This window comes from Sulfurimonas sp. RIFOXYD2_FULL_34_21 (assembly GCF_001830805.1).
Lineage (GTDB): Bacteria > Campylobacterota > Campylobacteria > Campylobacterales > Sulfurimonadaceae > Sulfurimonas.
Genome location: NZ_MICH01000006.1, coordinates 219,279 through 232,686 on the forward strand (window position 1 = coordinate 219,279; position 13,408 = coordinate 232,686).

General features: G+C 34.9%; 12 protein-coding genes. 10 read left to right on the top strand and 2 right to left on the bottom strand.

The genetic code is table 11. The annotated features are described in order from the left end of the window. The first annotated feature begins 43 nt into the window (after positions 1 to 43). Genes napG through A2530_RS04680 form a run of 3 tightly spaced genes read left to right on the top strand, consistent with a single transcriptional unit; the run spans position 44 to position 2,620 of the window. Complete coding sequence (gene napG / locus A2530_RS04670) at positions 44 to 856, top strand: ferredoxin-type protein NapG (RefSeq protein ID WP_294886088.1); 813 nt, start codon at positions 44 to 46, stop codon at positions 854 to 856. Then, the gene (gene napH, locus A2530_RS04675; RefSeq protein ID WP_294886089.1) at positions 849 to 1,676 is read left to right on the top strand and encodes a quinol dehydrogenase ferredoxin subunit NapH; all 828 of its coding nucleotides are present in this window, start codon (positions 849 to 851) and stop codon (positions 1,674 to 1,676) included. The genes napG and napH overlap by 8 nt, the downstream gene beginning before the upstream one ends. Continuing rightward, positions 1,673 to 2,620 carry a hypothetical protein gene (locus tag A2530_RS04680; protein WP_294886091.1) on the top strand — a complete coding sequence of 316 codons (948 nt, stop codon included), beginning with the start codon at positions 1,673 to 1,675 and terminating at the stop codon, positions 2,618 to 2,620. Before napH ends, A2530_RS04680 begins: the two co-directional genes overlap by 4 nt. 12 nt (positions 2,621 to 2,632) lie before the next feature. Here A2530_RS04680 and A2530_RS04685 read toward each other — a convergent pair whose 3' ends face one another. Further along, positions 2,633 to 3,130, bottom strand: coding sequence for a rubrerythrin family protein (locus A2530_RS04685; protein ID WP_294886092.1), 498 nt, complete (start codon positions 3,128 to 3,130; stop codon positions 2,633 to 2,635). Between the two features lie 85 nt (positions 3,131 to 3,215). On the opposite strand from A2530_RS04685, the gene A2530_RS04690 reads away from it, so the two are divergent. Together A2530_RS04690 and A2530_RS04695 are read left to right on the top strand one after the other, a co-directional pair. Beyond that, complete coding sequence (locus A2530_RS04690) at positions 3,216 to 4,076, top strand: GGDEF domain-containing protein (protein WP_294886093.1); 861 nt, start codon at positions 3,216 to 3,218, stop codon at positions 4,074 to 4,076. Positions 4,077 to 4,094: 18 nt separating this feature from the next. Beyond that, positions 4,095 to 4,526 (top strand): hypothetical protein, encoded by a 432-nt coding sequence (locus A2530_RS04695; RefSeq protein ID WP_294886095.1) that lies wholly within the window; start codon positions 4,095 to 4,097, stop codon positions 4,524 to 4,526. A 28-nt stretch (positions 4,527 to 4,554) separates the two neighbouring features. Here A2530_RS04695 and A2530_RS04700 read toward each other — a convergent pair whose 3' ends face one another. Further along, on the bottom strand, positions 4,555 to 4,998 hold the full coding sequence (locus A2530_RS04700; protein ID WP_294886097.1) for a host attachment protein: 444 nt from the start codon (positions 4,996 to 4,998) through the stop codon (positions 4,555 to 4,557). A 187-nt stretch (positions 4,999 to 5,185) separates the two neighbouring features. On the opposite strand from A2530_RS04700, the gene A2530_RS04705 reads away from it, so the two are divergent. From A2530_RS04705 to A2530_RS04725, 5 genes are all read left to right on the top strand, one after another. Beyond that, positions 5,186 to 7,816 carry a valine--tRNA ligase gene (locus tag A2530_RS04705; RefSeq protein WP_294886099.1) on the top strand — a complete coding sequence of 877 codons (2,631 nt, stop codon included), beginning with the start codon at positions 5,186 to 5,188 and terminating at the stop codon, positions 7,814 to 7,816. A 5-nt stretch (positions 7,817 to 7,821) separates the two neighbouring features. Next, on the top strand, positions 7,822 to 9,456 hold the full coding sequence (locus A2530_RS04710) for a SulP family inorganic anion transporter (RefSeq protein WP_294886101.1): 1,635 nt from the start codon (positions 7,822 to 7,824) through the stop codon (positions 9,454 to 9,456). A gap of 11 nt (positions 9,457 to 9,467) precedes the next feature. After that, on the top strand, positions 9,468 to 11,006 hold the full coding sequence (locus A2530_RS04715) for a SulP family inorganic anion transporter (RefSeq protein WP_294886102.1): 1,539 nt from the start codon (positions 9,468 to 9,470) through the stop codon (positions 11,004 to 11,006). 71 nt (positions 11,007 to 11,077) lie between these two features. After that, entirely contained in the window at positions 11,078 to 12,400 is a 1,323-nt protein-coding gene (locus tag A2530_RS04720; RefSeq protein ID WP_294886103.1) for a hypothetical protein, read from the top strand. Then, entirely contained in the window at positions 12,393 to 13,403 is a 1,011-nt protein-coding gene (locus A2530_RS04725) for a virulence RhuM family protein (protein ID WP_294886105.1), read from the top strand. The genes A2530_RS04720 and A2530_RS04725 overlap by 8 nt, the downstream gene beginning before the upstream one ends. Positions 13,404 to 13,408 lie beyond the last annotated feature (5 nt).

The following is a 13,408-nucleotide window of genomic DNA, read 5'->3' on the forward strand; positions in this document are numbered from 1 at the left end:
AGTTTAAAAAATTAAGACTATAATGATATTTAAGAGGTGTAAAATGGATACTATTAACAATCCTAGCAGAAGATTTATTTTACAAAAACTGTTGAAAGGTTTGGGATACGGTGCATTTGGGATAGTTGCATGGAGTGCCTACCTTTCACAGTCACAGGCCAATAGTCTGATTTTAAGACCACCGGGTGCGATTAGTGAAGAGGAGTTTGTCTCAACATGTATTCGTTGTGGAATGTGTGTGCAGGCATGTCCTTTTGATGTTTTAAAGTTATCGACTATATCCGATAAAATCTCTATCGGTACTCCCTACTTTACCCCAAGAGAAAATGAGTGTCGCTTATGCCCCGACATTCCATGTGCGTCAGCTTGTCCAACCAAAGTGCTTGATATAAAATCTCTAACCGTTGATAAAAAACTATCTATATTTAGTGCTAGAATGGGACTTGCAACAATTAATACACAGACTTGCTTAGCTTACTTAGGACTACAATGCACTATGTGTATTCGTGCATGTCCTCTTGCCGATACGGCTATTGTACTGCATAATGAGCGAAATCCTCGTACCGATATGCATGCCTTTTTAAAACCTGTAGTCAATCCTGATTATTGTACGGGATGCGGGGCGTGTGAACATGCGTGTCCGACAAAAATAGCTTCTATAAAAGTTCTTCCGCTATCTCTGTCCAAAGGAGATATAGGGTCTCACTACATTGTCGGATGGGAGCAAAAAGATGAAGATAGATTATCAGGTACTACAAAAGATATAACGCTAGATAAAACACCAAGAAATCAAAGAAGTGCAATTGAAAACGTTAATGATGTTGATGGAATTTTAAAAGGGGTTTATGATGAATAATTTTTTATATAAACATAGATTTTTTTTATCTCGCAGATTGGTTCAGATAGCGATACTTACTGCTTATTTCGGAGCAAATGCGTATGGCTGGAGTATCGTGTCAGGCGATTTAAGCAGTTCTATTGTTTTTGGCTTTATACCGCTTTCCGACCCGTTTGCCTCGCTTCAGATGTTTTTTGCAGGAGCAGTTGTATCCGTTGATATACTCTTTGGAGTTTTAGTCGTTTTGTTTTTTTACGGTATTATCGGCGGTCGATTTTTCTGCTCTTGGGTATGTCCCGTAAATATAGTAACGGAGAGTGCTTCAGATTTACGAAAAAAGTTAAATTTGCAAGAAAAAGAGAGTGAAATCTCATTTAGTCGTAATATTCGTTACTGGATAATAGTAATTAGCTTACTTCTCTCTTTTATATTCTCATTGGCGGCATTTGAGATGATAAGCCCTATCGGCATAGCGCATAGAGGCATAATATTTGGTTTTGGTTTTGGCTGGACATTTTTAGTAACTATCTTTCTTTTTGATCTTTTTTCTCAAAAGTACGGATGGTGCGGACATATCTGCCCTCTTGGCGGATTTAATGCACTTATAGGAAAATACTCTCTTATCAAAGTCGTACATGATAAAGATAAATGCTTACTCTCAATGGAGTGTTTTAAAGCATGTCCTGAAGTTGATATACTGGAGATGGTAGGCAAAGAGAGTCATATCATAACAGGGGCTACATGTATTAAATGCGGGCGATGCATAGAAGTTTGTGATAACGATGCATTTAAAGTATCTGTTGTAGGCTTAGCAAAACAGCTAAAGGGGAAATTATGAAGATAGTTATACTTGTTATATTTTTATTTTTAGCAAATATTTCTGCAAAAGATATAAAACCATACAAATATCTCAAAGCAAGCGATTCCGTATCTGACTTTGCTAAAGCAGATAACATGTTAATTATAGGCACGGAAGAGGGAATCGTAGATATTTATGATTTAGAAAAAGAGCAGTTTGTCGATAAGATAACTCTAAAAAAGCAGAAAAATATTTTAGGTGATGAGAACGGTATCTTAATAATCAGCGTTGATTATCTGGACGACAGAGTTGCTTTTTTAACAAGAGAGTTAAATACATGGGGAGAACTATATATTTATGAGAATAAAAAGTTAACCAAACTGATAGAAAATGCCCAACATATCAGTTTACAGAAAGTAAAATTTTTAGATAAAGATAGAGTTATTATAAACACTATGGGCAATGAACTAATGCTTTTTGATATAAAAAACAAGAGATTTATATACAAAAAACAGCTTGGCTTGGGAAGTTTCTCAGACTTAGTGTTAAGTGAAGATAAAAAGTATCTCTTTAGCGCCGATGAAACACCGCAAATCAACAAAATTGAAATTAACAGCGGCAAGGTAATGGAAAAATATGAAGAGGCAAACAAAAGAGATATTTTTTCAATTGATTATAAAAACAGTCTGCTTCTTAGCGGAGGAAAAGATAAACGTGTAATCCTTTATAAAACACCTCTTCAATATAAAATGACAAAAGGGGATTTTTTCATTCAAAGTGTTGCATTAAATCCGGATGCGACAAAAGCAGCTTTTACAAAAAACGATAATGACGAAATTTCTATTATCGACACAAATACCCTTGAAGAGACTCATCTGCTAAAAGGGCATAAAAAAACCGTAATCAAAATAGATTTTTACATGTCTAACGAGTTAATTACCGCAGATGAGGGTAATCAACTAACGTTTTGGAGGTTAAAGTAAAAAACTAAAAACCTATATTTGAACAAACACAGAGGGTTTAACTCCGCAAACAGGACAGTTTTGTGTCGGTTCTCCAAGTTCGATATAACCGCATATCGGACAGAGATAAATTCCTACCTCATCTATATCTTTTCCATCTTTTACGGCTTCTAGCGCTTTTTTATAAAGCTCGGCATGTACTTTCTCGGCTTCAAGCGCATAACCGAACATCTTTTTTGCTTTGTGGTTTTCTGCTACTGCCTGCTCGTACATCGGCGGGTACATGTCCTCAAATTCATAAGTCTCTCCGCCGATTGCCGCTTCAAGATTTTCAAGAGTTGAGCCGACTTTATCCATAGCTTTTAAATGACCCTCTGCATGAATTTTCTCAGCTTCTGCTGTTGTGCGAAAAAGTTTAGCAATATTAGTAAATCCGTCTTTTTGTGCTTGTTTTGCAAATGCACTGTACTTTTGATATGCTCCGCTCTCTCCGCTAAAAGCAACCTCTAAATTCTCTTTTGTATTTGGCATATTAATCCTTTTTTTTATTTTATTAACTATGAATTATTGTATCTCTATTAGACTTAATTGAAAATATAAGGTAAAAACGGCTATAATGGTCTTACAAAAAACTATAAACGAAGAGTGTTCTATGCAAGAAGTCGATGAAAAAATGTTACAAGTAATATCCAATGAAACTAAAGATAGTATTGGAAATATAAATATCGTGACACCCGTTATTTATACTGATATATTTTCGAAATTTGCATCATCGCATAATGCAAATATAAGCGAAGACAATAAAATAACAGATTACCTCTTGAGCCAAAAAATAGCACTTTTTACAAATTTACAAGAGTCAACATCAAAAAATGCAAAAAAACTAAGCGACAGCACGGACAAAGCCCTTTTAGCTATAAAAGACAAAAATGAAGCAACACTTCAAGAAGTTTTAAAAGAGACACAAGAACTTCAACGCGAAATAGAGAGACTAAAAAAATCTGTCTATAAAGATGAACTTACAAGTACGTATAACAGAAAATGGCTTCATGACTATTGCTTAGAAGATGATTCGCAAAACTTTAAAAACTCCGGCACTCTTGCTATTATCGATTTAAACTATTTTAAAATAATAAACGACACTTACGGGCATATTATAGGCGATAAAGTTTTAATCTACATCGCAAGCCAGCTCCAAAAAACAAAAGAGAGTGTAGTTAGATACGGCGGAGATGAGTTTATGATTATTTTTAGCGATTCGACTACGGCAGAGGAAGCATCTTCAAAAATAAACAAAATAAGAGAAGATGTTATCAAAAAACATTTAGTAGTAAAAGAGTCTTCGTTTAAGGTAAGCTTCTCATTCGGTATTTGCAAGTTTAAAAAAGGAGACTCTCTTTCTGATGTAATTGAATCTGCCGATAACAACATGTATGAAGACAAAATCAATATAAAAAAGAGAATTACAGGTATTTAAATAAATAGGAGAATTAGTTTGATTGAAGAAAAAAAAGTATTTTTAAATACTAAACTCTCTCAGATAGAAACGGTAAAAATTCTAGTTAAAGAACTGCAACCCTCTTTGGAATACTTAACATATAATATAAAGCGTTATCATGTGCCTGTTGTTATGATTATTTTTCATTCTCTTAAAGATATAGCAAAAGAGCTTGAACAAAGCAAGAGACTCACAGATATAGCCAAAACCGTAAAAATAGGAGACTCCTATTTTAACTTTGTATTTTTACCGTTTACGGAACTTGTCGAGAGTTATAATTTCATAAAACATGTTGAATACAATAAACTAAGCAATACTAAAAACTATTATCATCATGACATGTTGCCGCCTGAAATAAGTAACTATTTTAACTTTATAAATTCCTATCTTTTTGCTATTGCAGAAAAAAAAGAGACAAAACAGTTATAAAACGTGTTTGCCTCTTTTTTAGTACAGATTACATGCCTTTTTCGTTTGAAAAATATTCCAATAATTTATCATTTGAAGTTTTTATAAGATCCAAGTGAAGATTTTTCTTCATACTCTTTTTATCAGCGTCATTTAAAAGCGCTACAATTTGGTTATTTATCGCCTTTGGTGCGGCAAGACCCCATGTTTCATGAGTATGTTTTTCAAGCGCATCAGCTATCTGTTTCCCTATCTCTTTAACTCTTCTGCGCTCCCACTCTAAAACAAGATTATGATCTTCACCTGCACCGCTGCCGCCCACGCTTTTAAAATTGCCGTGTTGGTCAGAGACTTTTTCGCTCAATCTTTTGTGAGTATCCGAACTCTCAACGCTCCCAATAAGCTCCAAAGATTCCCTACCAAGAGGGTCTTTTTTTGTCTCAAATAATTTAAAATGCTGTAAATCTGTAATAACGATAAGTTTTGGTAACATAGAAACTCCTGCTAACTCATTGTATGATGAATTATAATTTAAGATATGTAACAACTTCATTTTATCAGTAAATCATAAAAATATTCTTTAAAATAGGTAAAGAAACAAGGGCATCTTATATAAGCATTTCCTCACTTCATTTTAGATATAATCGCGAAATTATTTTATACTATTTAAGGTCAAGTACATGTCAACAAAAAGCTATGAACCACAACAAACTGAAGATAAGTTTTACAAAATTTGGGAAGAGAGAGGCTACTTTGAAATAGACTCAAACAGTGCAATTATAGAAGAAGGAAAGACTTTTTCTATCATGATGCCTCCTCCAAACGTAACAGGTCGTCTTCACATAGGTCATGCTCTTACCTTTACACTTCAAGATATTATTACACGTTACAAAAGAATGGACGGCTACAAAACTCTTTGGCAGCCCGGAACAGACCACGCAGGAATCGCAACGCAAAACGTAGTAGAAAAACAGCTTCTTGCCGAAGGAACTACAAAAGAAGAGATAGGCAGAGAAGCCTTTTTAGAACGTGCTTGGGCGTGGAAAGCAGAGTCTGCCGGAATCATGACAAGTCAACTTCGCAAAATGGGAGTAAGTCCTGCATGGAAGCGTGAGCGTTTTACTATGGATGAAGGGCTTCAAAAATCTGTTAAAGAGGCTTTTGTCCATCTCTACAATCAAGGGCTTATCGTTCGCGGAAACTACATGGTTAACTGGTGTACACACGATGGAGCGCTTAGTGATATCGAGGTTGAACATGAAGACCATGACGGTAAATTTTATCATATAAAGTATCCGTTTGCCGATAACAGCGGTTTTGTTGAAGTTGCGACTACAAGACCTGAGACATATTTTGGCGACAGCGCGGTTATGGTTCATCCTGATGATGAGCGTTATAAACATCTCATAGGTAAAAAAGTAAGACTTCCATTAACAGATAGAGAAGTTGCAATCATTGCAGATACACATGTAGATATGACATTTGGAACTGGTGTGGTTAAAGTTACTCCTGCACATGATCAAAACGACTACGAAGTAGGTAAACGTCATGATTTGGAGTTTATCACGGTTTTTGACGAAAAAGGTATTTTAAACGAATATGCCGGAGAGTTTAAAGGCTTAGAGAGATTAGAAGCTCGTGAAATAATTGTTAAGAGACTTGATGAAGAAGGTTTTGTTGTTAAAGTTGAAGATCATAAACATCAAGTAGGACACTGTTACAGATGTAAAAATATAGTTGAGCCATACATCTCAAAACAGTGGTTTGTAAGAAGCGAAGTAGCTCGTAAATCAATCGAAAAAACAAACAACGGCGAAGCTAAGTTTTTCCCCCCACACTGGATAAATTCATACAACTCTTGGATGGGAGATTTGCGTGATTGGTGTATCTCTCGTCAGCTTTGGTGGGGTCATCAGATACCGGTATTTTACTGCGGTGATTGTGAGCATGAATGGGCAAGTTTAAACGAAACAGAGCATACATGTACAAAATGTGCTTCAAAAAATATCTCTCAAGACCCTGATGTACTTGACACTTGGTTCAGCTCCGCTTTATGGCCTTTCTCGACTTTGGGATGGGGTCACGGCGATACTGCAATGGACGAACTTTTCAAGTCTGATGATTTAAAAGAGTTCTATCCGAACTCGCTTTTAATTACGGGTTTTGATATTCTCTTTTTCTGGGTTGCCAGAATGATGATGATGGGCGAGAGTTTTATAGGCGAGCTGCCGTTTAACCATATCTATCTTCATGCTCTTGTTCGTGATGAACATGGACAAAAAATGTCAAAATCAAAAGGGAATGTTATAGACCCGCTTGATATGGTTGAGAAGTACAGTGCAGATATACTTCGCTTTACTTTGGCAATCAGCGCCGCTCAAGGTCGCGATATAAGAATGAGTACCGAAAAACTAGAACTTAACCGTAACTTCACAAACAAACTCTACAATGCGGCAAAATTCTTGCAGATGAATGTTGATACATTTCCAGATTTAAAAGGCTTTTGTGTTGAGAGCGGACTTGGGCGTTACATGTTATCCCGTTTAAACGTAGCAACGGCAGAGGTGCGTTCATGTATGGATGAGTACAGATTTAACGACGCTGCAACGGTACTCTACCGCTTCTTGTGGAATGAATTTTGTGATTGGGGAATCGAGCTTAGTAAAGCAGACAAAGGTGCTATTGTCGAGCTTGGAGCGATTTTTAAAGAGGCTATGAAACTTCTTCACCCTTTTATGCCTTTTATCACAGAGTATCTCTACCATGAACTCAGCGGTACAAAGCTAGAGAGTGCTGAATCTATCATGCTTATGAAGTACCCTTATAAAACTAAAGTACGCACAAAAGATGAAGCAAGATTTGAGATAATCATGGATGCTATCATCTCAATCAGACGTGCCAAAGTTTTAGTCGATTTGGCAAACCAAAAGATAGAAAAAGCTTATGTCAAGATAGACGGCATTAGCGAAGATGAAAAAGAGATGATGAGACCGTTTATAGCTAGACTTGCAAAAGTTGATGTTGTAGAATTTACAAACGAGAAGATTCAAGATTCAGTAAGCGATATCAGTGAAAAATGTGAGACTTTTATACCGACGCAAAGCATAGATTTAACTCCTATTATCTCAAAGCTTACAAAACAAGATGAAAAACTTCAAAAAGAGATAGATAAACTCTCAAGCATGTTAAACAACGAAAGATTTGTAGCAAATGCGCCAGAGGATGTTTTAGCAAAAAACAGAGAACTTTTAGCTGATGCAACTTCAAAACAACAAAAAGTTTTAGAACAACTTAATTCACTTAAAAACTAAAACAGATGAATAAAATATTTGAACCTAAACTCTTTACACTTCTGAAATCCGGCATAAGTAAAGAGCAGCTTATTTCTGATATTTTTGCCGGAATTGTCGTAGGAATAGTAGCTCTTCCCCTCTCAATCGCTTTTGCAGTAGCTTCGGGACTCTCTCCGGAAAAAGGTCTTATTACTGCAATAATTGCAGGTTTTCTTATCTCCGCTCTTGGCGGTAGCCGTGTTCAAATCGGCGGTCCAACAGGTGCTTTTGTAGTTATTATTTATGCCATTGTAGAGCAGTACGGAATTGACGGGCTTATTATCTCAACCGTAATGTCGGGAATAATATTAATAGCATTTGGCTTTTTAAGGCTCGGCGGACTTTTAAAATATTTTCCACATCCCCTTATTGTAGGCTTTACAAGTGGAATTGCAGTTATAATATTTTCAACACAAATCAAAGACGCACTCGGTTTAAATATAGAAAAACTGCCTTCTGAATTTTTTCAAAAGTGGGTAGTATATTTTTCTAACATAACACAGACCAATATCTCTGCACTTGCTATAACTATCACTACTATCTTAATTACAATCTATTCTAGAAAAATAACGACTAGAATTCCCGGTTCGTTTATTGCGATAATATTTATTACGCTTTTTGTTCAAGTTGCAAATATTCCGGTTACTACGATTGAATCATTCTTTGGCGAAATTCCAAATGACATAAATTTTACGCTTCCTGCCTTTGACATAAACAATCTGCATATATATATTGCTCCTGCTTTAACAATAGCACTGCTTGGCGGAGTAGAGTCTCTGCTATCTGCAGTAGTATCCGATGGTATGATAAGCACAAATCACCGCTCAAATACGGAGCTAATAGCTCAAGGCATTGCAAACGTAGTAACTCCGTTTTTTGGCGGAATTCCTGCAACGGGAGCAATTGCAAGAACTGCGACAAACGTTAAAAACGGCGGACGCACACCAATAGCAGGAATCGTTCATGCTATAACACTGCTTTTGATAATGCTTATATTTGCAAGTTATGCAAAGCTTATCCCTATGGCATGTCTTGCAGGAATTTTAATAGTTGTCGCATACAACATGAGTGAATGGCGCTCTTTTATGGCGATATTAAGAGGTTCGCACTTTGACATCATAGTTCTGCTTAGTACTTTTTTTCTTACTGTTTTTGTTGATTTAACGGCAGCTATCCAAATCGGTGTTGTTTTATCTTCACTGCTATTTATGAAAAGAATGGCAGACATTGGGATTAAAACTCCGTGTCAACTAGATAGTGATATTCTTGAAGATTACTCTGATTTGCCTGAGGGAATCTCTATCTATGAAATCAGCGGTCCACTATTTTTTGCTTCTGCAAAACAGTACTCGGGAGTAATAAAAGAGATAGGGCTAAAAAGCAGAGTTTTGATTATCAGAATGAGACATGTCCCTTTTGTGGATTCAACCGCACTTCACAACTTTGAAGAGATGATAAAAACATTGCAAAAATCAGACGTAAAACTGCTTCTCTCTGGCGTAAACAAATCCGTACTCGAGGATTTAAAAAAGCATGAACTAACATTGCTAATCGGGGAGTCAAATATACTCGACTCTTTTGAAAAAGCGGTAATACATGCAAAAAATATAATTAGTTAAAGGTCAAAAATTTGTTTGATATAAATAAGTACAAAACAGAGAATATAAAAAATGATATATTATCTGGATTGGTAGTAGCGGTTGCTCTTGTTCCTGAAGCAATCGCATTTAGTTTTATAGCCGGAGTAAGCCCTATCGTAGGTCTTTACACGGCTTTTATTTTAGGTTTGGTAACTTCATTAATCGGCGGAAAGCCGGGAATGATAAGCGGTGCAACCGGAGCTGTTGCAATAGTTTTGGTAGGTCTTGGCATTGAAGCGACATCCATTTTGGAAGCTCAAAATCTCTCACGCGAAGAGATTAGCATGGGAGTTTTGCACTATATACTTTTAGCTACTGTAATTGCAGGTTTGATGCAGATATCTATCGGTGTTTTAAAGCTGGGAAAATTTATCCGCCTTGTGCCGCAACCTGCCATGTACGGTTTTGTAAACGGTCTTGCGATAGTTATAGCATCTTCTCAGTTTAAGTTTTTTGAAAATCAAGGCTTTGTGATGTATGTTTTAGTTTTAATAACCATGTTTATCATGTTTTATTTGCCAAAAATCACAAAAGCAGTACCGTCAGGTCTTGTTGCAATACTAGCTTTGACTATTTTTGTGTACATGACAAAAATGGATACGCTTCTTGTCGGTCAACTTACAGATTTAAGCGAATTTGCGGGAAAACTGCCGAGCTTTGCCGTACCGCAAAATATCTTTAGCATTGATGCAATTTTACTTGTACTTCCTTATGCAGTTATAGTTGCGCTTGTCGGTCTTATAGAGTCGCTTTTGACTCTTGCCGTTTTGGATGAGATGAGCCAAAAAAGAGGAAGCGGAAACAAAGAGTGTATAGCTCAGGGTACGGGAAACATTGCCTGTGGTTTTTTTGGCGGCATGGCTGGATGCGCTATGATAGGTCAAAGTATTATAAACTACACTTCAGGCGGTCTTGGGCGTTTATCATCATCGGTTGCGGCAATCGGTCTGCTTGTTTTAGTTGTTTCTATGACTGATTTGTTAAATATTATCCCCGTTGCGGTTCTTGTTGGAATTATGTTTATGGTTAGCATCGGAACGTTTGAGTGGTCGAGCTTTTCACATGCGAAGCACATGCCCAAAACTGATGCGTTTGTCATGATAGTAGTTACCGTAATTACGGTTGTAGAAGATTTAGCAGTTGCAGTTATTGCAGGTGTAATCATTTCTGCACTTGCATTTGCTTGGAAACATGCAAAAATTACTGCAAGAATTTACGGTGAAGCTGACGGCACTAAAGTTTATGAACTTGAAGGACCTCTGTTTTTTGGAAGCGCTACGACTTTTGGAGATAATTTTGACGTTTTAAACGACCCGCCAAAAATAGTAATAGACTTTAAAAATGCAAGAGTAATGGACTCAAGCGGCGTGGAAGCAATTGATGCCATTACAAAAAAATATGAAGATAACGGCAAAAACCTGCTTCTTCGCCATCTAAGCGCGGACTGTAAAGCGATACTTAAAAAAGCCGGACCGCACTGCTCTTATGAGGAAGATGACCCGACATATAAGGTTGCGTACAATTATTGATAAATAATTATTTCTTACTTTTTTTTGTTAAAATAATCTAAATATTAGAAAGGTTATATGGTAAATACTTGATGAGTCTTTTTGAAATAGACATACATAAAGATTTTCAAATCTTAAATACAGATGTATTTTTAAATAGAGAAAAATTTGAAAAATACTACAAATCAAATAATCTTAACGATGGATACAAAGATGATATCTCTGAATATTTATTAGAAGATTTATCGTTAAAAGTCTACCATGATTTATTTGTTATGTCGAATTTTAGATACGATGTAGAAGAAATATCAAGTATTATACAATCTAACCTTTATTTATCAAATACAGATTCTAAAGAGGAAATATTATATCCAGAATGGATGTTGTTTTTTATAGCTATTATCAAGAAAAAAGTATCTTTTATACATGAAAAAGAGTTTAGAGAATATTTAAAGTATTTCAAACATATTGCTGAAATAAGATACAAAAGATATATTATTCGTAATGCAGACAACTTCCTTCATTATAAGTATTATAAAAAATCTGATGATATTAAAGATAGCTTATATAGTGAATTTCTTGAATACTTGACTGATTCTAAATTTACAACAGAAGAACTGTTTAGTTTTTTAAATTTTATATATTCTTTTCATTTTCAACTAAAAGAAAATGAAAAATATAAACTGATGTGGAATTTAGAAACTTATATCATAGAAACGGTAAAATTGCTTCTTGACAATGGTATTTCAATGACTGAAATATATTTAAAAACTCACGAAAGCATGAGAGGAACTTATTCTGTTTTACATGACATTCACACATATAAGCCTCTTTATGTAGAAGAAAGTAAAAATTATTTTCAATCACACTTATCTAAAATCAATAATGTTTTTCAAATTGATATAACTCTTGATACGTTCACGAATGTTTTGACTTCAAATGAAAAATACAATGATATATTATTTTCATATCTTGAACTACTAAAAAGATTTAATGCTAATAAAAGAAGCGAAGATGTTATGGGAGCTATGATAAAAGGTGTTGTTTTAGGAATTGAAGAGGTAGTAAAAGATACCTTGAATTGTCAAAGTGGACTTTTTGATTGTTTGAAACAGTTAAAAAAAGGTTCTCATAAATTTAACAAGCTACATAAACAGATTAATTTATATGATTCTAATGAATTACAATTATGCAAATTAGAAAAATTAATTTTACAAGAAGAAGACTCTTTAGAAAAATACTTAATGATTTATTACCATGCAAGAAATTATTTGGCACATAACAATATTGATATGAATAAATTTTTTTGGGGAGAAGATGGAAACAAAACAATTATTTCAAATGTGATAGACTCTGTAATGATTATTTTATATAAATTAGAAACTATGAAAGATGAGAAAAATAAAAATGTCTGAAATAATTATATACAGCACTAATGATGGCAAAACAAAACTTGAAGTTACTCTTGAGAATGAGACAATTTGGCTAAATCAAAAACAAATATCTGAACTCTATCAAAAATCAAAATCAACCATAAGTGAGCATATTTCAAATATTTTTGAAGAAGAGGAACTTTTTATAGAATCAACTGTTCGGAAATTCCGAACAGTTCAACTTGAGGGGGAGAGAGAAGTCGAGAGAGAAGTTGATTTTTATAGCCTTGATATGATTATTGCAATAGGTTTTAGAGTACGAAGCCGTATCGGTACACAGTTTAGAAAATGGGCAAATGAGACTTTAAAAGAATACATAGTCAAAGGCTTTGTTATGGATGATGAACGACTAAAAAATCCGCCTGTTGCTGATAGTGAGATACCTGATTATTTTAATGAGATGCTTGAGCGGATTCGTGATATTCGTGCAAGTGAGAGAAGAATGTATCTAAGAGTAAGAGATATATTTAAAATAGCGGCTGATTATAATTTGTCATGGAGAGATACTACAAAATTTTTTCAAACTATCCAAAATAAACTTCTATTTGCAGTATCTCATTTAACAGCAGGAGAGCTTATAGCTACGAGAGCAGACCATACAAAGCCAAATATGGGGCTTAGAAGTTGGGGCAAAGAAGAGATAAGAAGCACAGATGTAACTGTAGGCAAAAATTATTTGGGTGAAGAAGAGATAGAGGAGTTAAATCGCATTATTGTTATGTGGCTTGACTATGCAGAAGATAGGGCAAAAAAAAGAAAACAGGTATTTTTAAAAGAGTGGCAAGAAAAATTAGATGACTTTTTAGAGTTTAATGAAAGAGATGTATTGGCAAATAAAGGTCAAATTTCTAAAGAAGAAGCAGACAAAAAAGCAAAAAATGAATATAAATTATTTAGTATAAAAAGAAGAGAAGAAAAAGAAAAACTAGGGCATATTGAGAATATAAAATTATTGGAATCCATAGCAAAAGGGAACAAAAAGTAAAAATC